We start from the raw sequence: 26,607 nt of genomic DNA on the forward strand, positions 1-26,607 counted from the left end.
AGGTTCCGACCATGAAGACGAACGCCTTGATCCTGTGCGCCGCCCTGGCGCTGACCGCCTGCGCGCAGCCGCAGTTCGACCGCGATGGCGGCGTGGGCGCCGACGCCTTCGGTTCCGGCGCGCTGGGCGGGGCCGGCGCCGTCGTGCCGGGCTCCGCGAACGATCCCACCTCCGCGGCCTACTTCCAATCGCAGATCGGCGACCGCGTGCTGTTCGCGGTGGACGAATCCACCCTGTCCCCCGACGCGCGCGCCGTGCTGGACGGGCAGGCGCAGTGGCTGGCGGCCAACCCCGCCTATACGGCCCTGATCGAAGGCCACGCCGACGAGCAGGGGACGCGCCAGTACAACCTGGCCCTGGGCGGGCGACGGGCGAACGCGGCGCGCGACTACCTGATCACGCGCGGCGTGCCGGCCGGCCGCCTGCGGACCATCAGCTACGGCAAGGAACGCCCGTTGGAGGTGTGCTCGGTGGAGGCGTGCTATGCGCAGAACCGGCGTGCGGTGACCGTGCTGGCCGTGGGCGCGGGCGTGTGATGCGCGCGGCCGCGATCCTGGCTATTATGGTCCTGGCCACCGCGCCTGTCCCGCCCGCCGCGGCGCAGGACGGGCGCGCACAGACCTTAGCCGACATCCGTCAGCAGCTGGCGGTCCTACGCGTCGAACTGCAGGGCCTGACGCGCGAGTTGAGCACGACCGGCGCCCCGGCCCTGGGCATCGCCGGCACCAGTTTTCCCGACCGCGTGATCGCGCTCGAATCGTTGCTGCAGGACCTATCGGCACAGACCGAGCAGCTGTCCTTCCGCATCGACAGCGTCGCGCGGGACGGGGGCACCCGGTTGGAGGATCTGCGCTTCCGGTTGTGCGAGCTCACCCCCGATTGCGACATCGCCACGCTCCCCGCGCCCATCCCGCTGGGCGGCGAGGCCGCGGCGACGGGGAGCGTCGCGCCCACCACCCCGGCCGCGCCTGCGACGGACGCGCCGCAGCTGGCCGTGGGCGAGCAGGCCGATTTCGACGCTGCGATGGCCGCCCTGGACGACGGCCGGGCGGAGGAGGCGGCGGACCGGCTGGACGCCTTCGTGTCCGCCTATCCCACCGGTCCCCTGACCGACCGGGCCCGCGTCGCGCGCGGCCGGGCTCTGGCGCAGGCGGGTCGGACGCAGGCGGCTGCGCGGGCCTACCTTGACGCGTTCTCCGGCGCGCCCGATGGACCGCAGGCCCCCGCCGCGCTGATGGGCCTGGGTCGCAGCCTGGGCGATCTGGGCCAGACCGACGAGGCCTGCCTGACCCTGGACGAGGTCGCGGTCCGCTTCCCCGCCGCCCCGGAGGTCGCCCAGGCGCAGTCCACGCGGGCGGAGCTTGGCTGCTCCTGACGGCGAACGGGACGCGATCCGGGCGGTCGCCGACCGGATCGTCACTCTGCTGCGCCCCGGCGACGATCGCCAGCCGATGGGCCGCGTCGGCGTGGCGGTGTCGGGCGGCAGCGATTCCACGGCGCTGCTTCTGGCCGCCGTCCAGGTCGCGCGGATCCATGGCGGAACGATTCATGCGGTGACGGTGGATCACGGCCTGCGACCAAGCGCCCGAAGCGAGATTCGGCAGGTCGCCGCCCTGTGCGACCGGCTCGGCGTGGCCCATCACGTCGTCCCCATCTCCCTGGCACGGGGCGCGAACCTTCAGGCCCGGGCGCGGGAGGCGCGATACGACGGCTTGGCGTCCCTTCGCTGGGCGCCCCCCCTTCTGCACCGCATGCTGCTGGGCCACACCGCCGACGACGCGGCCGAAACGCTGGTGATGCGCCTGTCCCGCGCGGCCGGCATCGACGGGTTGGCGCGCATGGCGGAACGGCGCTTCGACCGCGACGTGGAATGGCTGCGCCCGGCCCTGGACGTCACGCGGTCCGATCTGCGCGCGGCCCTGGCCCGTCGGGACGTGCCCTGGTCCGACGATCCATCGAACGAAGACCCCGCCTTCGCTCGCGTCGCGGCGCGGCAGGCCATCGCGGCGTTGGACCTGGACGTCCACGCGCTCGCGGCGTCCGCCGGCGCACTGGAAAATGCGCGCGCCAGCCTGGTCGCGCGGGCCTGCGACATCGCCGACGGGGCGGTGACGGAGGATCGGGGCGACCTCCTGATCGACCGGATCGCCCTGCGCCGCGTCCCGGATCCCGACCCCGCGCCCCGCATCCTGCTGGCGGCCCTGCGGCACGTGGGCGGCCGCGCCTACGGACCCCGCCGGGCGGAACGCAACCGCTTGGTCGCAGACGCCATGAACGGTCGCCCCCTGACGCTGGCGGGCTGCACGCTGCGGAACGAGGCCGGCATCCTGCGCGTCGCCCGCGAAGCGACGCGTGCCGCCCCCCCCGTTCCGTTCGAGCCCTCGGTTCCATGGGACGGTCGCTGGCACCTGACGCCGCCGGCCGAAACGGCGGGCGACTTGACCGTGGGCGCACTCGGGGAGGACGTGACGCGGACGCCGTGGCGCGACACGGGCCTGCCGCGGTCGTCCCTCGTGGCCAGTCCCGCGGTGCGCGACGGCGCGCGCCTGATCGCCGCACCCGTGGCGGGTCTGGCCAATGGATGGACGGCACGCACCCGCGCGACGTTCACCCAAACCCTGCAGCGGCGTTGAACCCGCCGCGCGGATCCTTACATCTGGCCCAAACGCATGCGCGGGCGGGATCCGCGCCCTTCCGGAGGAAGCCCATTGGGAAATGCCCGTAACATCGCCTTCTGGGTGGTCCTGTTCGTTCTCGTGATGGCGCTGTTCCAGCTCTTCTCGGGTGGCAACGGCTCGATGTCGTCGCGGGAGGTGCCGTATTCGGACTTCGTCGCGCAGGTCGAGAACGGTGGCGTCAACGAGGTGCGGCTCGACGGCGAACGCATCTTCTTCCGCGGGGCCGGCGGCGCCAACCAGGTGACGATCAAGCCCGCCGACGTCGACGTGACCGAAACGCTCCTGAACAACGACGTCGTGATCGAGGCGGAACCGCAGGAACAATCGGGCTTCCTGTCGGCCCTGTCGCTTTGGCTGCCTGTGCTGGTGCTGATCGGCATCTGGATCTTCTTCATGAACCGGATGCAGGGCGGCGGGCGCGGCGGCGCGATGGGCTTCGGCAAGTCGAAGGCCAAGCTGCTGACCGAGAAGCACGGTCGCGTCACCTTCGACGAGGTCGCGGGCATCGACGAAGCGAAGGAGGAGCTGGAGGAGATCGTCGAGTTCCTGCGCAACCCGCAGAAGTTCTCGCGCCTGGGCGGCAAAATTCCCAAGGGCGCGCTGCTGGTGGGCCCTCCGGGCACCGGTAAGACCCTCCTGGCCCGTGCCATCGCGGGCGAGGCGGGCGTGCCGTTCTTCACCATCTCGGGCTCCGACTTCGTCGAGATGTTCGTGGGCGTGGGTGCCTCCCGCGTGCGCGACATGTTCGAGCAGGCCAAGAAGAACGCGCCCTGCATCGTCTTCATCGACGAGATCGACGCCGTGGGCCGGTCCCGCGGCGCGGGCTATGGCGGCGGCAACGACGAGCGCGAGCAGACGCTCAACCAGCTGCTCGTCGAGATGGACGGCTTCGAGGCGAACGAGGGCATCATCATCGTCGCGGCCACCAACCGCCCCGACGTGCTGGACCCCGCGCTTCTGCGCCCCGGTCGCTTCGACCGTCAGGTCCAGGTGCCTAACCCCGACATCAAGGGGCGCGAGAAGATCCTGGGCGTCCACGCCCGCAAGGTGCCGCTGGGCGCCGACGTGGACCTGCGCATCATCGCGCGCGGCACGCCCGGCTTTTCCGGCGCGGATCTGGCCAACCTGGTGAACGAGGCCGCGCTGATGGCCGCGCGCATCGGCCGCCGCGTCGTGACGATGGAGGATTTCGAATCCGCCAAGGACAAGGTGATGATGGGGGCCGAGCGACGGTCCATGGTCATGACGGAGGACGAGAAGAAGCTGACCGCCTATCACGAGGCTGGGCACGCCATCGTCGGCTTGAACGTCCCCCAGCACGATCCCATCCACAAGGCGACGATCATCCCCCGCGGCCGTGCCCTGGGACTGGTCCTGTCGCTGCCCGAACGCGACCAGCTTTCGGTCAGCTTGCAGAAGTACAAGTCCAAGATCGCCATGGCGATGGGCGGCCGCGTCGCCGAGGAGTTGGTCTTCGGCGAGGAACAGGTGACGTCCGGCGCCGCATCCGACATCCAGCAGGTGACGCGCATCGCGCGCGCCATGGTCACGCAGTTCGGGTATGCCGAGGAATTGGGCATGGTCGACTATGCCAACGAGCAGCAATCCTATCTCGGCAACTATCAGGGTGGCGGCAACGTCAGCCCCGACACGCAGCGCAAGATCGACGAGAAGGTCAAGGAGCTGGTCGAGGAAGGCTATGACCGGGCCAAGCAGATCCTGACCGACAAGCGCGATGACCTGGAACGCCTGGCGCAGGGTCTGCTGGAATACGAGACCCTGACCGGTCCCGAGATCATGAAGGTCATCAACGGCGAGCCGTTGAACCGGGACGACGACGATGCCGGCGCCCCGTCGGGTCCCAGCGTCACGGCGATCCCGAAGACCAAGCCGCGGCCCAAGGCGCCCGATATCGGTCCCGCGCCGGAACCCACCTGACGGAATCGCCACGATGCCCCGGATGTCACGTCCGGGGCATCTTCGCATCGGGCCCGTTTACGAGAACGACGACCCGCCCTAGGCACCCGCCATGCACGATCCGCTTCCCACGCCCGCGCGCGTTGCCTCCATCACCGTGGCCTTCGCCGTCGGGCTCGCCGCCTACGACCCTGCCGCCGGTTTCACGAAGGAAGGCGGGGCGGCCGAGACCGCCACCATCGTCCTGCTGGCCCTGGCGGCGATGCGCCTGCTGCTTGCGGGTGCGGGTTGGCCCGCGATGCTGGCGACGCTTCTGACGTTCCGCGAACTCGATTGGGACAAGGCGTTCCTGTCGGACGGCATCCTCAAGTCCAACTTCTATCGCGGCAATGCCCCGCTCGACGAGAAGCTGATCGGCGGAGCGGTCGTGCTGTTCGCACTGATCGTGATCTTCGCCAACCTCCGGCTCGGCTGGCGGCCGGTCCTGAACGGCCTCCGCCGCGGCACCGGCTGGGTCTGGTTGCTGATCGTGGGCGTGGCGATGGTGGTCGTCGCGAAGAGCATCGACGGTCTGGGTCGCAAGTTGGAGCCCCTGGGGATCGAGCTGTCCCCCGCCGTGGCCACGGGCGTCGTCCACGCGGAGGAGGTCTTGGAGCTCGCCTTTGCCTTCTGCATCTGCGTCGCCGCGCATGCGGTCGAACGCCGTCGCGGGGCATTGGTCTGATGCCCGCCCTCGTCGCCACGGAACACACCTGCACGATCGAGTGGCTGGGTCACGTTCCCGACCGCGCCGCTGCGCTGGCTTCCACGCCGCAGGACCGGATGGTGCTGACGTTCGACGGACCGGAGGGGGAGGATCACGGCGGCCGCGAACGTCCGTCCTGCAGCCGGGTCATCGATCTCTATGACAGGGAAACGCCGATCCGGAACGCCCGCCAGCTATCGGTCGTGTCGCGCGAGGAGATGGACCTCATCGCCGGTCGAATGGGTGTCGACGCACTGGATCCCGCCTGGCTCGGTGCGACGCTGGTCCTGTCGGGCCTGCCCGATCTGTCGCACCTGCCGCCTTCGTCGCGCATCCAGTTCGCAGGTCGCGGCGGCCCGACCCTGACGGTGGACATGGAGAACCGGCCCTGCAACCTGCCCGGGCCGATCATCGACGCGGCCTTGCCCGGCAAGGGACGCCTGTTCAAGCGGGCGGCGGGGGGTCTGCGCGGCATCACCGCATGGGTGGAACGCGAAGGCGTCGTCGTTCGTGGTCAGGTCGGCCGCCTGTTCGTTCCGGATCAACCGGTCTGGGCAGGGTCCTAGCCCAAACCCACGACCGTGATCAGGGCGAGCGCGATGCCGGTCAGAAGGCCGGCATGGATCGTCAGGCTGGTCGTGGACATGATCGTTACTCCCGTTACGCAATCGGCACCCCACGGGCGCCATCATGACGGATCAACGAATCATTGCCACCCTCGTTCCCGGCCCATCGGGGGAACGCTGCGTCACCCGTCCAGAAACGATGCGACCGCGGCTACGAACTCCTGCGGTTTCTCGGCGTGCAACCAATGGCCTGCACCCTCGATCACCTGCATCGTGGCATCTGGGAAGGCACGGCGGATCCGATCGTGATGCGCTTCGCGAAGGTAGTCGCTGCGCCCGCCCGTCAGGAACAGCGTCGGCCCGTCGAACCGCCCCGACACGTCCGGAAAACCCATGATCGCGTCCATGTTCGCCCGTAGCGCGTCCAGGTTCAGCGTCCAGCGTCCGCCCTCGACGTCCAGCGATTGCAGCAGGAACGCCCGCGTCCCGTCGTCGGGCACGTCCCCCAGCTGCGCCGCCGCCTCCGATCGGCGGGTGACGCCCGACAGGTCGACCGCCTGCATCGCTTCGATCAACGGGGCTTGGGTATGGGCATAGCGGACGGGCGCGATGTCGGCCACGATCAGGCGCCGCACCGCGTCCGGTCGGGTCAGCGCCAGCACCATCGCGGCCTTGCCCCCCATCGAATGCCCCAGGACGTCGTGCGGCCGGCCGTCCATCACCTCCGCCAGATCCGCCGCCATCGCCGGATAGTCGTGGACGGGGTCGTGGAACGACGCCCCGTGGTTGCGCATGTCCACGACGACCACCTCGCGCGTGCGAGCCAGCCGCTTGGCGATGGCGCCCCAGTTGCGGGCCGACCCGAACAGGCCGTGGGCGATCAGCAGGGGCGGGGCATCGGCACGCGACGCGCCGTATCGGACGTGATGCAGCATGGTCCCGCCCTATCGCAGGCCGCGCGCCGCCGCCAGCGATTGCCCCGGTCCCCCCGCCTTGCTACCGCGCCCGTCATGGCCGATCCCATCCACGTCATGCACGCCTCGCCCGTCCGCCGGACGATGGCGCTGGGGATCCAGGTCGTCCTCGGCGCGCTTCTGCTGTGGGTCGCCCTCGCCCAACCGCCGGAGGCGCTGGCCTGGCGCGTGTTCCTGCTGGTCCTCGGCGCGGGCGCGCTGTGGCTGGGCGTGCGCGGCTGGCGCGACAGCACCGGCACGATCGAACTGCACGACGACGGTCTGCGCGGCGGCGACGGCACCGTGATCGCGCCGCTGGAGGCCATCGCCTCGATCGACCGCGGCCTGTTCGCGTTCAAGCCGTCCAACGGGTTCATCCTGCGCTTGAACCGCTCGATGCCCCGCGCTTGGTCCCCCGGCCTGTGGTGGCGCGTCGGTCGTCGCGTGGGCGTGGGCGGCGTCACCTCCAGCGTCGATGCCCGCATCGTGGCGGACGCCCTGTCGGCGATGGTGGCGCGACGCTGAGGGGTCGCGCCGACCCCCGGCCGTTCAGCCCCCCGCCACGCCGGCCTCCGCGAAGGTCGCCATGCCGGAATGGCAGGCGACCGCGCCGTGCAGCACCTGGATCGCCAGGGCCGCACCGGACCCTTCGCCAAGCCGCAGGTCCAGGGACAGCAGCGGCGTCTTGCCCATCGCGTCCAGCATCCGGCCATGCGCCCCTTCGGCCGAAAGGTGACCGGCCACGCAATGGTCCAGCAGGCCGGCGTCCTCCGCATGAAGGCACAGGGCGGCGGCGCAGCAGATGAACCCGTCCAGGATCACGGGCACGCGCGCCGCCCGCGCGCCCGCGATGGCGCCCGCCATCGCGGCCAGCTCGCGCCCGCCCAGGGCCGTCAGGACCCCCAATCCCGTCCGGTCCGGGTTCGCGGCCAGGCCGTCCGCGACGGCCGCCTCCTTGCGGGCCAGCCCTTCGTCGTCCACCCCGGTCCCGCGCCCGGCCCAGCCCTCGCCCCCCAGCAGGGCGGTGGCGATGGCCGCGGCGGCGGTCGTGTTGCCGATCCCCATCTCGCCCGCCACCAGGACCCCCGCCGCCGGATCGACCGCGTTCCAGCCCGCCGCGAAGGCCGCCGCCATCTCCCCCTCCGTCATGGCCGGACCCCGCGTGAAGTCCGCCGTGGGCCGGTCCAGGTCCAGCGCGTGGACGTCCAGCCGCGCGCCGGCCAGATCGGCCAGCCGGTTGATCGCCGCCCCGCCCGCCCGGAAGTTGGCGACCATCTGGGCCGTCACCTCCGCCGGAAAGGCGCTGACGCCCCGCGCCGCCACCCCGTGGTTTCCCGCGAAGACCAGAACCTGCGGCCGGTCCACCACCGGCGCCGCGTCCCCCCGCCATCCGGCGTACCAGACGGCCAACTCCTCCAACCGACCCAGCGAACCCGGGGGCTTCGTCAGCTGCCCGTTCCGGTCGCGGGCCGCGGCCCGCGCGTCCGCGTCGGGCGGGGGCATGTCGGCCAGGGCCGCGCGAATGGCTGCGATGCTGGACAGGTCGGTCATGGGTCCTCCGGACGGGTCGCCGGGGCCTTTCCCCGGTCACGGCCGGGGGCTATGCCGCCCGCGACCCGTTGACCATCCCAGGGGCGACATGCGCGACCTCGTCTCCGCCGTCATGCTGCTGACGCGCATCCCCGTGCGCGGCAGCCCCACCCAGCCGGCGGCGCGCGCCGTCTGGGCTTGGCCCGTCGTGGGTCTGGGGGTGGGGGCCGCGATGGGGGCCGTCCTGGCGCTGGGCCAGGCCCTGGGCGCCGTGCCGATCCTGTCGGCGGCGCTGGCCGTGGCGCTGGGCTGCGCCCTGACCGGCGCCCTGCACGAGGACGGGCTGGCCGACGTCGCCGACGGATTCTGGGGCGGACGCGACCGCGACCGACGCCTGGCCATCATGCGCGACAGCCGCCTGGGCAGCTATGGGGCGGTCGCCCTGACCCTGACGCTGCTGGCCCGCGTGGCGCTTCTGGCGGCGGCGGCGGAACAGGGGCAGGCCTGGGCGGTCCCCATCGCCGCCGCGATGGCGTCCCGCGCGGCGATGCCCGCCGTGATGCGCGTCCTGCCGCCGGCCCGCGCGGGCGGCCTGTCCCACGGCGCGGGGCGTCCCACGGCGAGGGGCGCGACGCTGGCCACCCTGATCGGCGCCCTGCCTCTGGCGTGGTTCGGCTGGCCCGGCCTGGGGGCCGCATCGGCCGCCGCCCTGGCCGTCGCGGGCCTGGCCCTGGTCGCGCGCGCCAAGATCGGCGGCCAGACGGGCGACGTCTGCGGGGCCGCGCAGCAGGTGGCCGAACTGGCGGTCCTCGCCGTCCTGACGCTGCGCTGACACCCCGGGCGGGGCACGGCGCCGCGACCCGCGGGCACCTTCCCCACCCCGCCCCCTGGCCCTACACTGACGCCCATGTCGCTCTGGTCCCGCATCCTCGACGCGCTGTCGCGCCTCGCCCCGGGCGAGATGCTGTCCGTGCTGTTCGACCGCCTGTCCGGCCCGCCGGAACGGTCGGTGGCCTTCACCATCGCCGTGATCGCGCTGGGCGCGAAGATGGCCAAGGCCGACGGGCAGGTGACCCGCGACGAGGTCGCAGCCTTCCGCGAGGTGTTCCACATCCCCCGCGCCGAGGAGGCCAACGCCGCCCGCGTCTTCGACCTCGCCCGCACCGACGTCGCGGGGTTCGAGCACTATGCCGCGCGCATAAAGGCGATGTTCGACGACGACGCCCCCACCTTGCGCGACCTGATGGAAGGGTTGTTCCACATCGCCATGGCCGACGGCACCTATCACCCGGCGGAGGACGACTTCCTGTCCTGCGTGGCCGACATCTTCAACCTGCCGGAGCGTGAGTTCCGCAGCCTGCGCGCGCGCTTCGCCCCGGGGGAGGAGCCGGATCCCTACGACGTCCTGGCCGTCGATCCGGGCACGCCGCTGGAGGAGGTGCGCCGCGTCTGGCGCGCCCGCGTCCGCGACACGCATCCCGACGCCCTGATGGCGCGCGGCCTGCCGGAGGAGGCGGTCAAGCTCGGCGAACGCCGCCTCATCGCGATCAACCGCGCGTGGGAGCGGATCCAGGCGGAGGCGGCTTGAGGGGCCATCGCAGCCCCTCGCCCACGGGTCCACCCCGCCTCACAGCAGGCCGTCCGGCATCCGCTGCTCCGCCGCCAGGTTCGCCCGGCGGAACAGCAGCGTGACGCCCGCCGATACCAGCACGATGAACAGCGAATACAGGACCGGCACCGCCATCACGGCCTGCGCCTCGTCCGCGGGCCAGGTGAAGGCGACGATGGCGATGGCCAGCGGCCCGTTCTGGATCCCCGTCTCCAGCGCCACGGTGCGCGCGTTGCGGGGGTGCAGGCGCAGGGCTCGGGCGAAGGCGTACCCGACGGCGATGCCGACCAGCCCCAGACCCAGCGCCGCGGCATAGGTCGCCCAGCCCGTCGACAGCAGGAACCCCCAGTTGCGCGGGATCCACGACACCACCAGGAACACGATGAAGAACAGCGCCAGGGCCGAGCCGCCGAACTCCACCACCGCGCCCGTGTTGGCGTTGACCCGCCGCAGGACCATGCCGACCCCCACGGGCACCAGAAGCAGCAGCAGCGTGGCGACGATGTTCTCGCGCGGGATCTCCACGTCCAGGGCGCCCGCGTACAGGATCAGCAGCAGGGGGATCAGCACCACGCCGAACACCGTCGACGTCACCGTCATCAGAAGCGACAGCGCCAGGTTCCCCTTCGAGAAATAGGTGAACATGTTCGACGTCGTGCCCCCCGGCATGCACGACATGATCAGGATGCCGATCGCGATGACCTCCGGCACGGGCAGGGTCAGGGCCAGCACGAACCCGATCAGCGGCATGAACCCGTATTGCGACACCACCCCCACCATCAGGCCATAGGGGCGGCGGAAGGCCAGCACGAAGTCCCGCGGCGTCAGCGACGCCCCCATCCCCAGCATGATGACGAAGATCATCGCGGCCAGAAGGGCCTGCTCCAGCGGTCCGACCATGGCTCAGCCCCGTCCCGACAGGGCGGCCAGGGCGTCCGCGCGCACGTCCTTGCGCAGGATCTTCCCCACGTTCGACTTCGGCAGCGCGTCGCGGACCACCACCCGCTTGGGCACCTTGTAGGGCGTCAGGTGCGCCTTGCAGTGGGCCCGCAGGTCGGCCTCCGTCAGCGCGCGGTCGCGCAGGACGACGTGGGCCTCGACCGCCTCGCCCGTGGCGCCGTCGGGCACCCCGATCACCGCGGCCTCCTCCACCCCGGGATGGGACGCCAGGCAATCCTCGACCTCGTTGGGATACACGTTGAAGCCCGACACGATCACCATGTCCTTGATGCGGTCCACGATCCGGAAGTACCCATCCGCGTCGCGCACGCCCACGTCGCCCGTGCGGAACCAGCCATCCGTCAACACCTCCGCCGTGGCCTCCGGACGGCGCCAGTACCCGGCCATGACCTGCGGCCCCCGGGCCGCGATCTCGCCCGCCTCGCCCAGCGGGGCCTCCGCCCCGTCGGGCCCCAGGCAGCGCAGGTCCGTGCCCGGCACGGGGATCCCGATCGACCCCGCGCGGACGCGGCCCAGGGGGTTGAACGTCAGGACGGGCGCCGTCTCGGTCAGGCCGTACCCTTCCAGCACCGGCACGCCCGTCACCGCGCGCCAGCGATCCGCCACCGCGCCCTGCAGCGCCATGCCGCCCGCGGACGCGAACTTCAGGTGCCGGGGCGGCGTCTCGCGGAACCACAATTCGTTCGTCAGGCCGTTGAACAGGGTGTTCACCCCGCTCATCCAGGTGATGCGGTAGTTCTCGAACGCGCGCTTCAGGCTGGACAGCGGCCGGGGGTTGGGGATCAGGACGTTGCGCGCGCCCAGCCACCAGAAGCCCAGCAGGTTCACGGTGAAGGCGAACACGTGGTACAGCGGCAGGGCCGTCAGCGCGACCTCCTCGCCCGGGGCGACGCCCTCGATCATCTCCATCGTCTGTTCCATGTTCACCAGAAGGTTCGCATGGGTCAGCATCGCGCCCTTCGCGGCCCCCGTCGTGCCCCCGGTGTATTGCAGCACGGCCACGTCCTCGGGCGCCACCCCGGCGCGGTACTCCTCCACCGCGACGCCCGCCGCCGCCGCGCGCCCGGCGGCCAGCGCGGCGGGCAGGCGGATGTGCGGGAAGTCCACGGGCGGCAGCGAGCGGTCCCAGTACCGCTGCACCAGGCGCACGATGCCGCGCGGCAGGACCGGCAGGAACTCCGCGACCTGGGTGACGATGACGTTGGGGATCGCCCGGCCCTTCGTGGCCGCGCGCACCTTGTCGGCGAACAGGTCCACGACGATCAGGGCCGCGGGCTCCGCGTCCTCGAACTGCCGGCGCATCTCGTCGGCGGTGTACAGCGGGTTGACGTTCACCAGGACGCAGCCCGCCTTGAACACCCCGAAGGCGGCCACGGGGAAGGCCAGGCCGTTGGGCACCTGCAACGCCACCCGGTCCCCCTGCGCCAGCCCGCACACCTCGCGCAGATAGACGGCCAGCGCATCCGACATCGCGTCCGCCTCCGCGAAGGTCAGCGTCCCGTTCATGCCGTTGGGCAGGCAGCAGGTGAAGGCAGGCTTCCTGCCGTACCGATGCGCCGTCGCGGCCACCATGTCGCCCAACGTGCGATACCGCGGCACGTCGATGTCCCTGCGCACGTCCGGCCCATAGAACGCCGTCCATGGGCGCGCGTCGTCGGTCATGATCCTCCCCCCGGCCCGGCGCCATCCCCGGCGGACCCGCCCGATATTATAGGACGCCCGCAGGCGCGGCGCCATGCGCGACGTGACGTCGGAGGGGGTTGGGGGGGTCGGCTGACCGTTCTAAGTTCGGTTAAGATATACTCGCGGAACGTCGCCGCTCGTTACGGTCCGCCAAACCGTTGCAACGCTCTTCTGAAGGCATGCCCCGCCGTATATCCCACCTCGCTGGCCGCTTCCTCGCGCGTCCACCCCGCTGCGAGGAGCGCCCGGGCATGCTCCACCCGGCGGGCGGTGACGAACGCGTGCGGCGTCAATCCGGTCGCGCGGCGGAACGCTTCGTGGAAATGGCTCGTGCTCATGGAGGCGCTCGCGGCGAGGTCGGACACCGACAGGCGGCCGCCCATGTGGGCATCGACGTGCTCGACCACCCGGTTCAGCCGGCGCCCATCCAGCGGACGCGCGTTCTGGCGCGATGGTCGGCCACCGTAGTGCTCGCATGCGACGTGTGTCATCGCGGCCCGCAGAAGTTCGTCCCCTTCCAGATCGCCTAAAGCGCGCGCACCGGTGGCGTGCTGGCGCAGCCGGATCGAGGCGGCCCAGAAGACGGGGTCGGGGTCGAGCACGAAGCTGCCGACCGCCTTGTCGAGCGCCACCCCGGTCGTGTCCGCGATCTCGGCGTTCAGCCTGTCCGAAATGACGAACTCCACGCCCTCGTAGGGCTCCGCCACGTGGATCCAGTCGAAGGGCTCCTCGCAGGTCACGAAGAGTGAGTTCGGTCGGACCTCCATCCGGTCCCGCCGTCCCGAAGGACGCTCGACCACCGCATCGCGATGACCGGTGAACGACACGCCGATCGTGTTGGCCTGCGTGGTGGAACGGTGCGGATCCTGGGTGGTGGCGGGCATGCGGAACCAGACGGCGCGCGCGCCGTCGAGATCGACCGCTACCGACGTGTCCACCCTCTCCATGTCCTGGAACATAGCTGTTCCAAGGCCGCCGCGCCGTCCCGATCCTCTGGTGTTTGACCGGCATCGTCCCGATCCTCCGGAGTTCGGAAACCTTCTCCCGCCTCGCCGACCTGTTCCCTCGACCGCCGCGCGCCACGCGGCCGGACCGGAGGATGGCCATGCCGGACGACAGCTCGACGATCCCACAGGCGGATGCTGGCGATCGGCGCGGCTGGTCCTTCAGGGGGCGGACCGTCGCGGTCACCGGCGCGACCGGAGGCATCGCGGGGGCCATCCTCGACGCCGTCGCGGGGGAGGACGTCACGCTCGTCGTTCATGGCCGCGACGAGGACGCTCTCGACGCCGTGGCGGACCGGGCGAAGGCACGGGGCGCGCGGGTCCATAGCGTCGTGGGCGATCTCGCCGACGAGCCCGTGGACATCGCGCAGATCATCGCGGACGTCGGCCCCGTCGACGTGCTGTTCAACGTCGCGGGCATCTACACGCCCGGCGGCCTGCTGCGGACCGATATCGAGACCATCTGCCAGGACTTCGACGTCAACGCCATCGCTGCCATCGCGACGATGCAGGCTATCTTGCCCGGCATGAACGGGCGCGGCCGGGGTCGGGTGGTCAACGTGTCGTCGGGCGGCGGCTCCTTCGGCGAGGGGCTGGCCACGGGACACGCCGCCTACGCCATCTCGAAGGCCGCGTTGAACGCCGCCACCGTCTGCGCCGCCGCCGCGACACGCGGCGACGTTAAGGTCAACGCCATGTGCCCCGGTTGGGTCCGCACCCGCATGGGCGGGTCGTCCGCCAGCCGCTCGCCCGACGAGGGGGCGGACACCGCGCTCTGGCTCGCGACCCTGCCGAAGGACGGCCCCTCGGGCGGGTTCTTCCGCGACCGCAAGGCGATCCCGTGGTGACGCCCGCTCCATCCGATCCCGAACCACAAGCACGGAGACACCCCATGAAGACCCTCCTCGCGGCCACGGCCGCCTCCTTCGCCCTGACCGGAGCCGCCATGAGCCAAGAGAGCGACGCCCAAGCCAACATCCAGGTGATCCAGGACTACTACGCCGCCTACGGCACCGGCGATCCCGAGGCGGTGCGCCCGTTCCTGCACGAGGACGTGGTCTGGAACATCCCCGGTCACCACCCGATGGCCGGCACCAAGCGCGGCCCGGACGAGGTGATCGCCTTCTTCGAGGGGCTGGCCGCCGGCAACTTCGGGGCCGAGCCGATCTTCTTCCAAGCGCAGAACGACATGGTCGTCGATATCCACCGCGGCTTCTCGCAGGTCGGCGAGGGGCCGGAGGTGGACCAGCTCTACGCCCTGATGTTCCGCATCCGCGACGGGCAGATCGTCGAGGCACAGAACTTCCTGACGGACATGTACGAGTCCGACCGCTTCTTCTGGGCGCACTTCCCGCTCGGGCCGTTGCCGGACCGCCTCGGCGATGCCGCGACGGCGAGCCGGTCGGGCAACGCGCCCGGCTCGGGCGGCGAGTGAGCCGCACCACCCCCGCCCGCCGGGGGTGGCCGTCCGGCCGCCCCCGCATGACCCCACAGGAGGCCCGCGCCGCGTGACCGCCGTGACCCACACCCACCGCCCCGCCGCGCCTGCGCTGCTCGCGCCGTTGCTGGCGACCTACCTGATCTTCGGCGCGGGCTACGTCGCGGCTAAGATAGCGGTGGAGGGCGGCTTGCCGCCTCTGATGCTCGGAGCGCGCTTCGCCGTGATTGGGGCCATCCTCGTCGCGATCCGCGTCGCCATGGGACATTCCGACGGTCTGGCCCGCGCCGCCGCATGGGGCGGGGCGACGGCGGCCGGGTTGGGCATGCTGCTCGGCGGACAAGGCCTTGCGGTGCTGGCCATCGCGGACCTGCCCGCGGGCACCGTGGCGCTGCTGATGGCCTCGACCCCACTCTTCGCGGCGCTCATCGGGCACGTCGCGGGCTTCGCCCCCGTCGCGCCCGCGGGCTTCGCCGCCATCGCCCTCGGCATGGCCGGGGTCGGCGTCCTGGGGGCGGCGTCGCTGGGCCTCGGCGGGGTCGTGCCCATCGTCCTCGTGCTCGGGGCCGCGCTGGCGTGGGCCTTCGGCTCGACCTTGGGAGAGCGGCTGCCGCAGGCTCCCGATCCGATCCTCGCGAGCGGCATGCAGATGGTCGTAGGCGGAGCGGCGCTGGCGGCGGCCTCGTGGACGGCGGGCGAGTTCGCGCGCCTCGATCCCGCGGCCATCACCGGGGACGCCTGGGCAGCGCTCGCCTTCATGGCGCTGGCGGTGTCGCTCGTCGGGTTCCCGCTTTTCGTGCGCCTGACCGCGATCGCCCCGCCCGCCATCGCCAACTCCTTCGCCTACGTCGCTCCCGCAATCTCGGCGCTCCTGGCCTTCGTCCTGCTGGGCGAGAGGTTCGGCGTGCTCCAAGCGGCGGGCTGCGCGGCGATCCTTGCCTCCGTCGTGCTCCTCCTGCGCTTCGGCCACCCCGACACGCCCGTCGACCGCGCCCGCCGCGGCCGTCCGACCCGCTGATCCCGAGGAAGATCCGAATGACCGAGATCGTCACCGAACCCGTCCGCTTCGCTTCCGGGAAGGAAGAGCTGGTAGGTGTGCTGCACCGCCCCGCCGACGCGTCCGACGGGCCCGCGCCCGCCCTCGTGGTCACGGGGGCATGGATGACCGTCAAGGAGCAGATGCCCACCTGTTACGCCCGCGAGATGGCCGCGCGGGGCTGGACGGCGCTCGTGTTCGACTTCGCGGGCTGGGGCGCGAGCGGCGGCCTGCGGCGGCAATACGAGGATCCGCAGCGCAAAATCGCCGGCGTGCTGGCGGCGGTCGACTACCTCGCCGCGCGCGACGACGTGGACGCGCGCCGGGTCGGGGCCTTGGGCATCTGCGCGTCCTCCGGCTACGTCGTCCACGCCGCCGACAGGAGCGACACGATCCGCTCGGTGGCGCTGGTGGCCCCATGGCTGCACGACGCGGAGATCGTCGAGGACATCTACGGCGGAGCTGACGCGGTGGCGGACCTCAAATCCACCGGCGACGATGCGGCGGCCTCCTACGCGGACGGCACGCCCCGCCTCGTGCCCGCCGCGAGCCTCTCCGACGATCGCGCCGTGATGTTCGAGGCCCCTTACTACACGGAGACCGATCGCGGCCTGATCCCCACGTGGCGCAATGAGGCAGATCTCGCCTTCTGGCGCGGCTGGCTGGAGTTCGACGCGATCGCGGCCGCGCCCGCCTTCGACAAGCCGCTGCTGATGGTCGAGTCCGACGCCGCCGCAGCCCCCCAAGGCGCGCGCAAGTTCGCGACCGCCATGGGCGGGCGGGCGCGCGAGGTCTGGCTCGACGACGTGACCCAGTTCGACTTCTACGACCAGGATGCGGTCGTGACCCGCTCCGCCGACGAGGCGGCCGAGCACTTCGCCGACACCCTGACCTGACACCCCCGACGGGGGCCGTTCGCGGCCCCGGTCCTCCCTTCGACCCCTAGACCGGAGACGATCCATGACCGACGACATCACCCCCACCGGCCCCTCGCGCCGTGGCCTGCTGACCGGTGCCGCCGTGGCCACCGCCGCCGTCGCGGCTGGCGGCCTGAGCCTCGCGCCGACCCGAGCCCGCGCGCAGTCGAGCCTCCCCGCCGACCGCCGGATGCTCGGCGGGCTGGAGGTCTCGGCCCTTGGGCTCGGCGTGCAGAACCAGCACCGGACCTTCACCACGCTCGTCCCCGACCGTAACGACATGATCGCGCTGATCCGCACCGCCTATGACGAGGGGGTGACGTTCTTCGACTGCGCCGAGGTCTACGGCCCCTACCTGTGCGAGGAGATTCTCGGCGAGGCCGTCGCGCCGTTCCGCGACGAGGTGCAGATCACCACCAAGTTCGGCTTCGACCTCGATCCCGACACCGGCGCGTTCGTCGGCGTGACCTCGCGCCCCGAGCGCATCCGCGCGGCCGTCGAGGGCTCGCTCCAGCGGCTCGGCATGGACCACGTGGAATTGCTCTACCAGCACCGCGTCGATCCCGAGGTGCCCATCGAGGAGGTCGCGGGCGTGGTCCAGGACCTCATGGACGAGGGCAAGGCGCTGCACTGGGGCCTGTCGGAGTGCGGTCCCCAAACGCTGCGCCGCGCCCACGCCGCGCTGCCCTTGGCCGCCGTGCAGTCGGAATACTCGATGCTCTACCGTGGGCGCGAGGCCGATATCCTGCCGATCACGCGCGAACTGGGCATGGGCTTCGTGCCCTTCGCACCGCTGGCCTATGGTTTCCTCACGGGCGCCATCGACATGGCCACCACCTTCGCGCCGTCGGACTTCCGCGCGCTGACCTCGCGCATGGATACCGACGGCGAGGGCGGCGGCCCGCGCGCGGCCAACATGGCCGTGGTGGACCTCGCCCGCGAATGGGCGGGCCGCAAGGAGGCCGAGCCCGAGCAGGTCGCGCTGGCGTGGCTGATGGCGCAGGGCGACGACGTGGTGCCGATCCCCGGGACCACCAACGTCACCCATCTGCGCGACAACATCGGCGCGGCCGCAGTGACCTTCACCGGGGACGAGCTGGCGGAGCTGACCGCCGCGCTCGACGCCATCGAGGTGCAGGGCGAGCGCGCGCCGGCCGCCGTGCAGGCGTGGAACGGGGCCGAGGCACCGGAAGCCTGAACTCGATAGACCGGGGCGGCCCCTCGGGGCCGCCCCGCCACATGCACAGGGAGGGAAGATGCCATGTCCGCCGACCATTACGACGGACCGCGGGGCTTGAGCCGCCGCGGGTTCCTGCAAACCGGGGGCGCCGTCGGTGCCGCCGCGGCCGCGCTGGCCGTGCCCGAGGGGGCCGAGGCGCAGTCCTGGGCCCCTACGGGCGGTTCGCTGACGGGCACGCGCTTCACGCTCAACGGCTCGGAGCGGTCGGTCACCCACGAGGCGCGCGTGACGCTGCTGGACCTGCTGCGCGAGCAGATGGGCGTGACCGGCACCAAGAAGGGCTGCGCCGAGGGGGCCTGCGGGGCCTGCACGGTGATGCTCGACGGCGAGCGGGTGAACGCCTGCATGGTGCTCGCCGCCGCCGTCGATGGGCGCGAGGTCACCACCGTCGAGGGGCTGGCCGAGGCGGACGGCACGCTGCACGCCGTGCAGCAGGCCTTCGTCGATCAGGACGCGCTGCAATGCGGATACTGCACGCCGGGCCAGATCGTCTCGGCCGTGGCCTGCATCCGCGAGGGGCACGCGGGCTCGGAGGCCGAGATCGCCGAGTGGATGTCGGGCAACATCTGCCGCTGCGCCGCCTACCCGCAGATCGTCGCGGCCGTGCAGCAGGCGGCCGAGACGCTCGGCACGCCGCAGGGGGGCGCCTCGGGCGCCGTCCAGTTCACCGCGCCCGCCGCCGCGCGCGCCTGAGGGAGGGACCCATGGATAACTTCACCTACGACCGCGCGGGCAGCGTCGAAGACGCCGCGCGCGCGGGCGCCGGGGGCGCGGCCATCGCCGCCGGCACCACCGAGCTGATCAACTGGATGCGGCTGGGCATCGCCGCGCCCGAGGCCGTCGTCGACATCTCGGGGCTCGACCTGCGCGGCATCGCGCGCGACGGCGACGTGCTGCTGGTGGGCGCGCTGGCCACGCTCAACGAGGTCGGCACCTCCGACCTGGTGCGCGCGGACGCGCCGGTCCTGGCGCAGGCCGCGCTCAAGGCCGCGTCCGCGCAGCTGCGCAACCGCGCGACCCTCGGCGGCAACGTGCTGCAGCGCACTCGCTGCCCCTACTTCCGCGTCGAGGCCGCCAACGAGGCCCGCGTGCCCTGGCCCTGCAACAAGCGCGTCGCGGGCACCGGCTGCGCGGCGCTCGACCAGCCCTTCTCGCGCGCGGCCATCCTCGGCTGGACGCAGGATTGCGTCGCCACCCAGCCCTCGGACCCGGTGGTGGCGCTGGCCGCGCTGGACGCGGTGGCCGAGGTGCAGGGTCCCGACGGCGCACGCGAGATCGCCATGACGGAGTTCCACCTGTCCCAGGAGGAGGGCGGCCTGGACGAGGAGACCCGCCTCGCCCCGGGCGAGGTGATCCTGGGCTACCGCATCCCGGTCGACGCCGCGTCGCGCGGGTCGGCCTACCTCAAGGTGCGCGAGCGTGAGAGCTACGAATACGCGATGGTCTCGGCTGCCGTGTGCCTCGACCACGCCGACGGCGCGATCCGCTCGGCGCGCGTGGCCCTCGGATCCGTGGCGCAGAAGCCGTGGCGTCTGTCGCGGGCCGAGGCCGCTTTGGAAGGCGCCGCGCTCGACGAGGCGACCGTGCAGGCCGCGATGGACGCCGCCATGGAAGAGGCCCGCCCCCTGCCGGGGCAGGAGTGGAAGCCGCGCCTTGCGGCGAACGCCGCCGCGCGCGCGGTGATGATGGCCGGAGGAGCGATCTGATGACCGTGGAAGCGAAGGTCCGGGACGTCCACCACGTCGACGTCGGGGTGAACCGCCTGATCGTGACGCCCGATGGCGCGGCGGTCGATCTACCTGCCACCGGCATCGGCTCGACCGAGCGCCGCCACGACGGCGATGACAAGGTCACCGGCGCTGCCAAGTATGCCGGCGAGGAGCTGCCCTCGGGCACGCTCCATGGGGTCATGGTGACCTCGCCGGTGGCGCGGGGCAGCATCGCCTCGATCGATACGGCCGCTGCGCTGGCCGCGCCGGGCGTCGTCCGCGTGATCACGCCCGACGACATGCCGGACTTGGGCGCGGCCTCCGTGCCGCCCGCCGCGCAGTCCTACATGCCGATGGCCGACCTTACGGTGCGCTACGAGGGCCAGCCGGTGGCGATCGTCCTCGCCGAGACGCTGGAGCAGGCCGAGGCGGGAGCGGCACTCGTGGACGTCCGCATCGACGCCCGCGACCCGGTGGTCTTCGAGACCGCCGAGACCGTCGTGCCCGAGACCGAGGGCAACGGCTACGTGCTGGGCGCGCTGGACCCCGCGCGCGGTGACTTCGAGGCGGGCTTCGCCGGGGCCGCGGCTACCGTCGACCAAGTCTATGTCGCGCCTACGCGCCATCACAACATGATGGAGCCCTCCGCGACCCTGGCCGAGTGGCGCGGGGGCGAGCTGCACATGCACGACAGCACCCAGTGGACCTACGGGGTGCGCTACGCCCTATCGGGGATGCTGGGGATGGAGCCGGGGCAGATCCACGTGCGCTGTCCCTTCACAGGCGGCGGCTTCGGGGCCAAAGGCTACGTCTGGCCGCATCAGGTGCTGGCGGCGGTGGCGGCGCGCGACGTCCGCCGGCCCGTCAAGATCGCTCTGACCCGCGCGCAGTGCTACACCGACACCGGCTACCAGCCCGTCGTGCGCAGCCGCGTGGCGCTCGGCGCCGACGCGGATGGCAAGCTGGTCGCGGTGGCCCACGACACCGAGAGCGTGTCTTCGCAATTCGACGACTACATCGAGTTCGGCAACGCGGGCACGCGCAGCCTCTACCCGACGCCGAACCTCGCGCTGACCACGCGCATCCGCAAGGCCGACGTCGGCACGCCCACGGCCATGCGCGCGCCCCACGAGGGGCCGGGCATGTTCGCGCTGGAATCGGCGATGGACGAGCTGTCCTACGAACTGGGCATGGACCCGCTGGAGTTGCGCCTGGCCAATTATGCCGAGGTGGATCCGGCGAACGAGAAGCCGTTCTCGTCGAACCGCCTGCGCGAGGCCTATGCCGAGGGCGCGCGGCGCATCGGCTGGGCGGATCGCCCGATGGAGGTGCGCGCGCGGCGTGAGGGATCGCGCCTGATCGGCACCGGCATGGCCTCGGCCATCATGTCCACCTTTCGCTTCGCCGCCGCCGCGCGGGTCTGCCTTACGGCGGACGGCGCGGTGCGCGTCGAGGCCGGCACGCAGGAGATCGGCACCGGCACCCGCACGATCTTTCCGCAGATCGCCGCCGAGCGGCTGGGTATCGACGCCGAGGGCATCGAGATGGTGCTGGGCCGCACCGGCCTGCCCGAGACGGGGGGCACCTTCGGGTCGTCGTCGACCATCTCGGTCGGCTCGGCCGTGGCGGGCGCCGCCGACACCCTCCGTAACAGGATCGCGGGATTGGCGGGCGGGACCGTGCCGCCGCGCGACCAATGGCCGGACCTGCTGCGCCGCAACGGCGTATCGGAACTGGTGGGCGAAGGCGGGTTCCAGTTGCCCGGCGACGCGCCCTTCGACGCCCATGGCTGCGCGGGCGACCACTCCATGCACACATGGGGCGCTGTCTTCGTCGAAATGGAGGTGGACGAGGCATTGGGCCTCGCCCGGATGCGCCGCTGCGTCGCCTGCTACTCGGCGGGCCGCATCCTCAACCCGGTCACGGCGCGCAGCCAGATGATCGGCGGCATCATCTGGGGCTATGGCCGCGTGATGCTGGAGGAGAGCGCGATGGACCCCCGCTACGGCCGCTACCTGAGCCAGAACCTGTCGGGCGTCCACCTGCCGGTGAACGCGGACATTCCGCAGGACATCGACGTCGCCTTCATCGAGGAGCACGACCCTTACGCCTCGGCGATCGGGGTGCGGGGCATCGGCGAGCTGGGGGAGGTCGGCGTCGCTGCGGCGATCGCGAACGGCATCCATCACGCCACCGGTCGTCGCGCGCGTGAATTGCCGATCAAGTTCGAGGCGCTGATGAGTTGACCCCCTCCTGTTCGCAGCCCTGCGGGGCCGCGATCGTCTCGCGCCGCACCTGTCCCGTGGCGCGAGGCCGAGGCCCCCTTCCCCCTGGGGCATCGGCACCCACCCCCGCAGGCCGCGCTGCGCGGGTGGGGCACCCTCGCCCGGTGGCTCTGCCGCCACTCCCAAGGAGACACCTCATGACCCGATCCCTCCATCTTTCGCTCGTGGCGGGCCATATCCTCACCGCATGTGCGCCGACCGGCATGCGCACCTCCTCCGCCGGTTCGGACGGGGTAAACTTGTCCTGTCTCGACCGGGCCACACAGGTTGCCATCCGCATCGAGAACGGGAGCCGCGACACGAACCGCCTGCGGCCCTGCGGATGAGCGGCGGGGCGACGTCCCGCCGCGCGCTGCTGCTCGGCGGCGGCGCCGTGGCAGCTGTCGCGGCGGGGGCCTTCGCGTGGACCCGCCTCGGGGCGGGTCGGCCTGAGGGCTTGTTCGCGATCGAGCTGTCGGATGCCGAATGGCGCGCGCGCCTGACCGAGGCCGAGTACGCCGTCCTGCGCCAGAGCGGGACCGAGCAGCCCTTCTCCTCGCCGCTCAACGACGAGACGCGCCCGGGCGCCTACGCCTGCGCGGGGTGCGGCAACGTGGTCTACGACGCCGCGCACAAGTTCGACAGCGGCACGGGCTGGCCCTCGTTCTGGCAAGCCACTGCGGGCGACGTGGTGGGCCAGCGGCCCGACCCGGCGATCCTGGGGCTGGCCATCGAGGCCTACTGCGCCCGCTGCGGCGGGCATCTGGGCCATGTTTTCGACGACGGCCCGGAGCCCACGGGCCTGCGCCACTGCATCAACGGCATCGCGCTCGACTTCACGCCGGCCTGACCGGCCACAGGGAGAAAGGATCCGCACATGACCCCCCTTCGAACCACCCTTCGCCTTGGCCTCGCCGCCTTGGCCTGCGGGGCGCTGCCGATCGGCGCGGGCGCGCAGGAGACGGCCTCCGCCGCGACTGGCCCGAACGTCTCCCAGATCAGCACCCATATGGGCGAGATGGCCATGTCGCTGGAGGCGGCGCAGGCGGCCGGCATGGAGCGCGAGGTGCGCGACCGGCTGCGCTTCGAGCCCTACCAGCAGCTCGGGCCCATCTTCACCCGCGGCGACCTCGTCTTCCTCATGCGCCACGGCCCGACCGACTGGTCGAAGCTCGACGAGCCGAACGTGGCGCCCGACGACTGCGCCAACCAGCGGGTCATGTCGCCCGAGGGCATGGACAACATGCGCGATCTCGGCGCGCTCTTCGCGTCCAACGGCATCCTGCCCGCGCGGATCGTCGTCTCGGAATGGTGCCGCAACCAGCAGACCGTGGACGCGATGCTGGAGGGGATCGCCGAGATCGACGCAGGCGCGGCGGAGGCCATGCCGGTCGAGACGACGTCGGACCTCAACCTGCTGCTCAGCCTCCAAGGAAGCCCCGACGTGACCCCGCTGGAGGCGCGCATCTCGGCGTGGGACGGTGACGAGAACCGCTCCGGCCCTCTGCTCATCGTGTCCCACTACACCAACATCGAGGAGCTGACGCAATTTCGCGTGTTCGAAGGCGAGATCCTCGTGCTGGACCCCAAGCGCGACAACCTCGTGCTGGGCTACCTGCGGTTGCGCTCCGCCGCCCCGGACGTGGGCCATTTCGCCGACGCGCTCGCCTCGCCGCTGCTGAACGAGCGACAGGCCCTCGACATGGTCGAGCGTTACTACGAGGCGCTCAACGCCCGCGACGATGCGCTCTTCCAAGACCTCGTCGACGAGGAGTGGTTCGTCCACGGCGAGAGCCCCTCGCGGCCCACACGCGACGTCGAGGGCTATCTCGCCGAGATCGACGTCTACAAGGAGGGCATCCCCGACATCCAGTTCGCGATCGACAGCTTGCACTATGCGGACGACGTGGTGACGGTGATCGGCACGCTCACCGGCACGCACACGGGCGAGGTCTTCGGCTACCCGGCCACGGGCCGCGCGGTCGAGTTCTCGGCCATCGCCGTCCACCGCATCGAGGACGGCGGCATCGTCGAGAGCTGGCAGATGCCCGACCGGCTGACGCTGGTCGAGCAGATCCGCTGAGACCTGCACAGGAGCCCTCCATGGCCACCGATCTCCGCCGCATCGACCCGCCCACCCTGCCGGACGCCGCCTCGCAAGGCTACGCGCAGGTCGTGACCTGCGCTCCGGGGCGAATGGTGTTCGTGTCGGGGCAGGTGGCCATGGACGCCGAAGGCTCGCCCGCCCCCGCGGGCCACGGCGCGCAGGCAGAACGGGTCGCGCGGAACCTGCGGATCGCCCTGGAGGCGGCGGGGGCCACGCCCGCGGACGTGGTCTCGCTGCGCGCCTTCGTCGTGGGCCTCACGCCGGAGCGGCTGGCCGAGGTGATGCCGCCCTTCGCAGCGCTCTTCGGCGGACCGCTGCCCGCGGTGACCGGCGTGGGGATCGAGGCGTTGGCCGCGCCCGACCTGCTCGTGGAGGTGGAGGCCATCGCGGTTGTCTGAGGGCGGAGCTTGACGGTCAGTCGTTGTCCACGTCCGCAAGGATGCGCCACCGCCCGTCGGTCCCGCGCAGGTAGGTCAGCGCCACACGACCACCGACCTCTAGCGCGTCGCCCCCGCCCTTGGGAGTCATCTCCACCGTGTAGCGGCCGACGACGACGCCGGTGTCGCCGTGGACGACCAACGCCTCCTCCTCCCAGCCGGAGCGGATGTCGAAGCCCGCGATCCGCGGTGCGTAGCGCTCGCGCATCACGGCGATCCCTCTCGCCGTGGGCGCACCGCCGTTGGCCATGACGATGTCGTCGTGGCAGCAGTCTAGCACGCCGTCGAGGTCGCCCCCGTCCAGCGCACCCATCCACGCGGCCACGGCGACGCGAAGGGCGGCGGCGTCGGTATTGGTGTCGATGCTCATTCCGTCTCCTCTTCGGTCACGTCGGTGAAATGCTGGCCCACGATCATCTCCTCGATCTGCCCGAGGAGGGCCCGCGTCTCCGCCATCTCCGAGAAGCGCGCCCCCGCCGCACGCGCTCGGGGCGCATCGGCGAAGGTGAAGGTCTCGACGAAGAGCGTCGGGCGGTCGGGGTCCGTCGAGCGGTGCGTGCGCCAGTCCTCCACCCCCGGTAGAGCGAGGAAGGCGGCGCGCGCGCGGGCGCGGATGGGGGCCGCGGCGGCCTCGTCCTTGAGGCGGACGACGAAGTGTTCGTGGATGCGGGACATGGGGCCTCCGGTGATGGTCGGCCCTTGGATACCGACCACGGAGCTATAGGATAACCGGACAATCACGGGACGGTGCGTGCGGCATGTCGAACGATCTTAGCTTGGACGACCTGCGGGTTCTGCGCGCCGTGGCCACGGCGGGCGGCTTCCGCGCGGGCGCGGCGCGCCACGGCCTGTCGCCCAGCCGCGTCTCCGAGATCGTACGGCGCTGCGAGGACCGGATCGGGGCGCGGCTCTTCGAGCGCACCAGCCGCAGCGTCCGCCCAAGCGATCTGATGACCCGCCTGCTGCGCGACGCCGAGAGGCCACTTGCGGAGCTGGAGGATCTCATCGCGTCGCTGGGGTCCGACGACGACCCGGCCGGCACGCTGAGGATCGGGGCCCCCGTCGCTGCGGGGCCGCTCTTCCTGACGGCGTTGGCGGCGGACTATCTCGCGCGATACCCCGCCGTGGCGCTCGACCTGCGCTTTGAGGATGCGCCCGTCGACGGGGTGGCGGAGGGATTGGACCTCGTAGTTCGCAGCGAAGTCCTCCTCGACGCCGACCACCATGCCCTTCCCATCGGTCCCGAGGTCCAGACCGCCCTAGTCGCCGCGCCCGCCTATGTCGCGCGCAGGGGGCTTCCCGCGAGCCCGGACGAAGTGCCGGATCATGACGGGATCTGCTTCCGCATCCGCGGCACGAACCGGCTGGCACCGTGGAGCTTCGCCTTGGACAGCGCCGGACGGGTCGTGCGGATGCCCAAGCTCCGCGCGGTGGTGGACAGCCAGCCCGACGTCGCAGCCCTCGCGGGAGCGGGCGCCGGGCTGGCGCTTGCATACAGGGGCGCGGTGGCTGGCATGATCGCTGCGGGGGCGTTGATCGACGTACTGCCGGAACGGACCGCCCCGCTGCCGCGCTTCCATCTCGCCTACCGCACGAGGCGTCACATGGCTCCGAGCGTGCGCACGTTCATCGATATGGCGAAGCGGTGGCGGCCCGTCGGGACTGGGTGAGGGTGCCGGCGAACGCGGAGTCACTGCTCGGCCCCGTCGATCCCGACGGCGTCAAGAGGGCGGCCAGCCCGAACCTGCCATGATCGATACCGCCTCGGGCGCCGGGATCGGGCGCCCGTACCCCAAGCCCGGCGGGGAGTACCA

Annotated in this window: 28 protein-coding genes; 21 read left to right on the forward strand and 7 right to left on the reverse strand. The window is 71.8% G+C overall.

Annotated features, from left to right (window positions below; translation table 11 throughout):
• Positions 1–11: 11 nt before the first annotated feature.
• From pal to P0084_RS04860, 6 genes are all read left to right on the forward strand, one after another.
• Positions 12–536 (forward strand): peptidoglycan-associated lipoprotein Pal, encoded by a 525-nt coding sequence (gene pal / locus P0084_RS04835; RefSeq protein WP_308915678.1) that lies wholly within the window; start codon positions 12–14, stop codon positions 534–536.
• Positions 536–1,375 (forward strand): tetratricopeptide repeat protein, encoded by an 840-nt coding sequence (locus tag P0084_RS04840; RefSeq protein WP_308915679.1) that lies wholly within the window; start codon positions 536–538, stop codon positions 1,373–1,375. Before pal ends, P0084_RS04840 begins: the two co-directional genes overlap by 1 nt.
• A complete protein-coding gene (tilS, locus tag P0084_RS04845) occupies positions 1,362–2,633 on the forward strand; it encodes a tRNA lysidine(34) synthetase TilS (protein ID WP_308915680.1) in 1,272 nt (423 codons plus the stop codon). Before P0084_RS04840 ends, tilS begins: the two co-directional genes overlap by 14 nt.
• A gap of 75 nt (positions 2,634–2,708) precedes the next feature.
• Complete coding sequence (gene ftsH / locus P0084_RS04850; protein WP_308915681.1) at positions 2,709–4,616, forward strand: ATP-dependent zinc metalloprotease FtsH; 1,908 nt, start codon at positions 2,709–2,711, stop codon at positions 4,614–4,616.
• Between the two features lie 91 nt (positions 4,617–4,707).
• Positions 4,708–5,319: a hypothetical protein gene (locus tag P0084_RS04855; RefSeq protein WP_308915682.1), complete on the forward strand. Its 612-nt coding sequence runs from the start codon at positions 4,708–4,710 to the stop codon at positions 5,317–5,319.
• Entirely contained in the window at positions 5,319–5,906 is a 588-nt protein-coding gene (locus tag P0084_RS04860) for an MOSC domain-containing protein (protein WP_308915683.1), read from the forward strand. Before P0084_RS04855 ends, P0084_RS04860 begins: the two co-directional genes overlap by 1 nt.
• A 182-nt stretch (positions 5,907–6,088) precedes the next feature.
• Here P0084_RS04860 and P0084_RS04865 read toward each other — a convergent pair whose 3' ends face one another.
• On the reverse strand, positions 6,089–6,841 hold the full coding sequence (locus P0084_RS04865) for an alpha/beta fold hydrolase (RefSeq protein WP_308915684.1): 753 nt from the start codon (positions 6,839–6,841) through the stop codon (positions 6,089–6,091).
• Between the two features lie 75 nt (positions 6,842–6,916).
• Here P0084_RS04865 and P0084_RS04870 point away from each other — a divergent pair, with 75 nt between their 5' ends.
• Positions 6,917–7,384, forward strand: a complete 468-nt coding sequence (locus P0084_RS04870) for a hypothetical protein (protein ID WP_308915685.1) — start codon at positions 6,917–6,919, stop codon at positions 7,382–7,384.
• A gap of 24 nt (positions 7,385–7,408) precedes the next feature.
• On the opposite strand, the gene cobT is transcribed toward P0084_RS04870, so the two are convergent.
• On the reverse strand, positions 7,409–8,410 hold the full coding sequence (gene cobT / locus P0084_RS04875; protein WP_308915686.1) for a nicotinate-nucleotide--dimethylbenzimidazole phosphoribosyltransferase: 1,002 nt from the start codon (positions 8,408–8,410) through the stop codon (positions 7,409–7,411).
• 88 nt (positions 8,411–8,498) lie between these two features.
• On the opposite strand from cobT, the gene cobS reads away from it, so the two are divergent.
• Both cobS and P0084_RS04885 read left to right on the forward strand, forming a co-directional pair.
• Positions 8,499–9,221, forward strand: coding sequence for an adenosylcobinamide-GDP ribazoletransferase (gene cobS, locus P0084_RS04880; RefSeq protein WP_308915687.1), 723 nt, complete (start codon positions 8,499–8,501; stop codon positions 9,219–9,221).
• 75 nt (positions 9,222–9,296) lie between these two features.
• A complete protein-coding gene (locus P0084_RS04885) occupies positions 9,297–9,977 on the forward strand; it encodes a TerB family tellurite resistance protein (RefSeq protein WP_308915688.1) in 681 nt (226 codons plus the stop codon).
• Positions 9,978–10,016: 39 nt separating this feature from the next.
• Here P0084_RS04885 and P0084_RS04890 read toward each other — a convergent pair whose 3' ends face one another.
• From P0084_RS04890 to P0084_RS04900, 3 genes are all read right to left on the reverse strand, one after another.
• A complete protein-coding gene (locus tag P0084_RS04890) occupies positions 10,017–10,898 on the reverse strand; it encodes a bile acid:sodium symporter family protein (protein ID WP_308915689.1) in 882 nt (293 codons plus the stop codon).
• 3 nt (positions 10,899–10,901) lie between these two features.
• The gene (locus tag P0084_RS04895) at positions 10,902–12,620 is read right to left on the reverse strand and encodes an AMP-binding protein (RefSeq protein ID WP_308915690.1); all 1,719 of its coding nucleotides are present in this window, start codon (positions 12,618–12,620) and stop codon (positions 10,902–10,904) included.
• 161 nt (positions 12,621–12,781) lie between these two features.
• Positions 12,782–13,600, reverse strand: a complete 819-nt coding sequence (locus P0084_RS04900) for an AraC family transcriptional regulator (RefSeq protein ID WP_308915691.1) — start codon at positions 13,598–13,600, stop codon at positions 12,782–12,784.
• 146 nt (positions 13,601–13,746) lie between these two features.
• On the opposite strand from P0084_RS04900, the gene P0084_RS04905 reads away from it, so the two are divergent.
• The 11 genes from P0084_RS04905 to P0084_RS04955 all read left to right on the forward strand — a co-directional run bounded on the left by P0084_RS04905 (position 13,747) and on the right by P0084_RS04955 (position 24,754).
• On the forward strand, positions 13,747–14,493 hold the full coding sequence (locus tag P0084_RS04905) for an SDR family NAD(P)-dependent oxidoreductase (protein WP_308915692.1): 747 nt from the start codon (positions 13,747–13,749) through the stop codon (positions 14,491–14,493).
• Positions 14,494–14,537: 44 nt separating this feature from the next.
• On the forward strand, positions 14,538–15,080 hold the full coding sequence (locus tag P0084_RS04910; RefSeq protein ID WP_308915693.1) for a nuclear transport factor 2 family protein: 543 nt from the start codon (positions 14,538–14,540) through the stop codon (positions 15,078–15,080).
• A gap of 82 nt (positions 15,081–15,162) precedes the next feature.
• Positions 15,163–16,101, forward strand: a complete 939-nt coding sequence (locus P0084_RS04915) for an EamA family transporter (RefSeq protein ID WP_308915694.1) — start codon at positions 15,163–15,165, stop codon at positions 16,099–16,101.
• 17 nt (positions 16,102–16,118) lie between these two features.
• Positions 16,119–17,015 carry an alpha/beta hydrolase gene (locus tag P0084_RS04920; RefSeq protein ID WP_308915695.1) on the forward strand — a complete coding sequence of 299 codons (897 nt, stop codon included), beginning with the start codon at positions 16,119–16,121 and terminating at the stop codon, positions 17,013–17,015.
• A gap of 64 nt (positions 17,016–17,079) precedes the next feature.
• Positions 17,080–18,234, forward strand: a complete 1,155-nt coding sequence (locus tag P0084_RS04925) for an aldo/keto reductase (RefSeq protein ID WP_308915696.1) — start codon at positions 17,080–17,082, stop codon at positions 18,232–18,234.
• Between the two features lie 63 nt (positions 18,235–18,297).
• A complete protein-coding gene (locus P0084_RS04930; RefSeq protein WP_308915697.1) occupies positions 18,298–18,969 on the forward strand; it encodes a (2Fe-2S)-binding protein in 672 nt (223 codons plus the stop codon).
• A gap of 11 nt (positions 18,970–18,980) precedes the next feature.
• Positions 18,981–19,982, forward strand: coding sequence for an FAD binding domain-containing protein (locus P0084_RS04935; RefSeq protein WP_308915698.1), 1,002 nt, complete (start codon positions 18,981–18,983; stop codon positions 19,980–19,982).
• Positions 19,982–22,231: a xanthine dehydrogenase family protein molybdopterin-binding subunit gene (locus tag P0084_RS04940; protein ID WP_308915699.1), complete on the forward strand. Its 2,250-nt coding sequence runs from the start codon at positions 19,982–19,984 to the stop codon at positions 22,229–22,231. The genes P0084_RS04935 and P0084_RS04940 overlap by 1 nt, the downstream gene beginning before the upstream one ends.
• A 361-nt stretch (positions 22,232–22,592) precedes the next feature.
• A complete protein-coding gene (gene msrB, locus P0084_RS04945; RefSeq protein ID WP_308915700.1) occupies positions 22,593–23,099 on the forward strand; it encodes a peptide-methionine (R)-S-oxide reductase MsrB in 507 nt (168 codons plus the stop codon).
• Positions 23,100–23,126: 27 nt separating this feature from the next.
• Complete coding sequence (locus P0084_RS04950) at positions 23,127–24,332, forward strand: ester cyclase (RefSeq protein ID WP_308915701.1); 1,206 nt, start codon at positions 23,127–23,129, stop codon at positions 24,330–24,332.
• A 20-nt stretch (positions 24,333–24,352) separates the two neighbouring features.
• Positions 24,353–24,754, forward strand: coding sequence for a RidA family protein (locus tag P0084_RS04955; RefSeq protein WP_308915702.1), 402 nt, complete (start codon positions 24,353–24,355; stop codon positions 24,752–24,754).
• Positions 24,755–24,770: 16 nt separating this feature from the next.
• Here the strand turns inward: P0084_RS04955 and P0084_RS04960 are convergent, their stop codons facing one another.
• Entirely contained in the window at positions 24,771–25,163 is a 393-nt protein-coding gene (locus tag P0084_RS04960) for a YybH family protein (protein ID WP_308915703.1), read from the reverse strand.
• Complete coding sequence (locus P0084_RS04965; RefSeq protein ID WP_308915704.1) at positions 25,160–25,468, reverse strand: hypothetical protein; 309 nt, start codon at positions 25,466–25,468, stop codon at positions 25,160–25,162. The genes P0084_RS04960 and P0084_RS04965 overlap by 4 nt, the downstream gene beginning before the upstream one ends.
• 83 nt (positions 25,469–25,551) lie before the next feature.
• Between P0084_RS04965 and P0084_RS04970 the strand changes: the two genes are divergently transcribed.
• Complete coding sequence (locus P0084_RS04970) at positions 25,552–26,463, forward strand: LysR family transcriptional regulator (RefSeq protein ID WP_308915705.1); 912 nt, start codon at positions 25,552–25,554, stop codon at positions 26,461–26,463.
• Positions 26,464–26,607: the final 144 nt, after the last annotated feature.

The organism is Jannaschia maritima, from assembly GCF_030973515.1.
Taxonomy (GTDB): Bacteria; Pseudomonadota; Alphaproteobacteria; order Rhodobacterales; family Rhodobacteraceae; genus Jannaschia; species Jannaschia maritima.

Excerpts from the sequence above, each read along its gene's own strand:
- pal (WP_308915678.1), top strand. The coding sequence starts at position 12 with ATGAAGACGAACGCCTTGATCCTGTGCGCCGCCCTGGCGCTGACCGCC.
- msrB (WP_308915700.1), top strand. The coding sequence starts at position 22,593 with ATGAGCGGCGGGGCGACGTCCCGCCGCGCGCTGCTGCTCGGCGGCGGC.
- P0084_RS04940 (WP_308915699.1), top strand. The coding sequence starts at position 19,982 with ATGACCGTGGAAGCGAAGGTCCGGGACGTCCACCACGTCGACGTCGGG.
- P0084_RS04970 (WP_308915705.1), top strand. The coding sequence starts at position 25,552 with ATGTCGAACGATCTTAGCTTGGACGACCTGCGGGTTCTGCGCGCCGTG.
- P0084_RS04920 (WP_308915695.1), top strand. The coding sequence starts at position 16,119 with ATGACCGAGATCGTCACCGAACCCGTCCGCTTCGCTTCCGGGAAGGAA.
- P0084_RS04935 (WP_308915698.1), top strand. The coding sequence starts at position 18,981 with ATGGATAACTTCACCTACGACCGCGCGGGCAGCGTCGAAGACGCCGCG.
- P0084_RS04930 (WP_308915697.1), top strand. The coding sequence starts at position 18,298 with ATGTCCGCCGACCATTACGACGGACCGCGGGGCTTGAGCCGCCGCGGG.
- P0084_RS04910 (WP_308915693.1), top strand. The coding sequence starts at position 14,538 with ATGAAGACCCTCCTCGCGGCCACGGCCGCCTCCTTCGCCCTGACCGGA.
- P0084_RS04965 (WP_308915704.1), bottom strand. The coding sequence starts at position 25,468 with ATGTCCCGCATCCACGAACACTTCGTCGTCCGCCTCAAGGACGAGGCC.
- P0084_RS04870 (WP_308915685.1), top strand. The coding sequence starts at position 6,917 with ATGGCCGATCCCATCCACGTCATGCACGCCTCGCCCGTCCGCCGGACG.
- P0084_RS04900 (WP_308915691.1), bottom strand. The coding sequence starts at position 13,600 with ATGTTCCAGGACATGGAGAGGGTGGACACGTCGGTAGCGGTCGATCTC.
- P0084_RS04955 (WP_308915702.1), top strand. The coding sequence starts at position 24,353 with ATGGCCACCGATCTCCGCCGCATCGACCCGCCCACCCTGCCGGACGCC.
- P0084_RS04860 (WP_308915683.1), top strand. The coding sequence starts at position 5,319 with ATGCCCGCCCTCGTCGCCACGGAACACACCTGCACGATCGAGTGGCTG.
- P0084_RS04895 (WP_308915690.1), bottom strand. The coding sequence starts at position 12,620 with ATGACCGACGACGCGCGCCCATGGACGGCGTTCTATGGGCCGGACGTG.
- P0084_RS04905 (WP_308915692.1), top strand. The coding sequence starts at position 13,747 with ATGCCGGACGACAGCTCGACGATCCCACAGGCGGATGCTGGCGATCGG.
- P0084_RS04855 (WP_308915682.1), top strand. The coding sequence starts at position 4,708 with ATGCACGATCCGCTTCCCACGCCCGCGCGCGTTGCCTCCATCACCGTG.
- cobS (WP_308915687.1), top strand. The coding sequence starts at position 8,499 with ATGCGCGACCTCGTCTCCGCCGTCATGCTGCTGACGCGCATCCCCGTG.
- P0084_RS04960 (WP_308915703.1), bottom strand. The coding sequence starts at position 25,163 with ATGAGCATCGACACCAATACCGACGCCGCCGCCCTTCGCGTCGCCGTG.
- P0084_RS04890 (WP_308915689.1), bottom strand. The coding sequence starts at position 10,898 with ATGGTCGGACCGCTGGAGCAGGCCCTTCTGGCCGCGATGATCTTCGTC.
- P0084_RS04885 (WP_308915688.1), top strand. The coding sequence starts at position 9,297 with ATGTCGCTCTGGTCCCGCATCCTCGACGCGCTGTCGCGCCTCGCCCCG.
- P0084_RS04865 (WP_308915684.1), bottom strand. The coding sequence starts at position 6,841 with ATGCTGCATCACGTCCGATACGGCGCGTCGCGTGCCGATGCCCCGCCC.
- cobT (WP_308915686.1), bottom strand. The coding sequence starts at position 8,410 with ATGACCGACCTGTCCAGCATCGCAGCCATTCGCGCGGCCCTGGCCGAC.
- P0084_RS04925 (WP_308915696.1), top strand. The coding sequence starts at position 17,080 with ATGACCGACGACATCACCCCCACCGGCCCCTCGCGCCGTGGCCTGCTG.
- P0084_RS04950 (WP_308915701.1), top strand. The coding sequence starts at position 23,127 with ATGACCCCCCTTCGAACCACCCTTCGCCTTGGCCTCGCCGCCTTGGCC.
- P0084_RS04840 (WP_308915679.1), top strand. The coding sequence starts at position 536 with ATGCGCGCGGCCGCGATCCTGGCTATTATGGTCCTGGCCACCGCGCCT.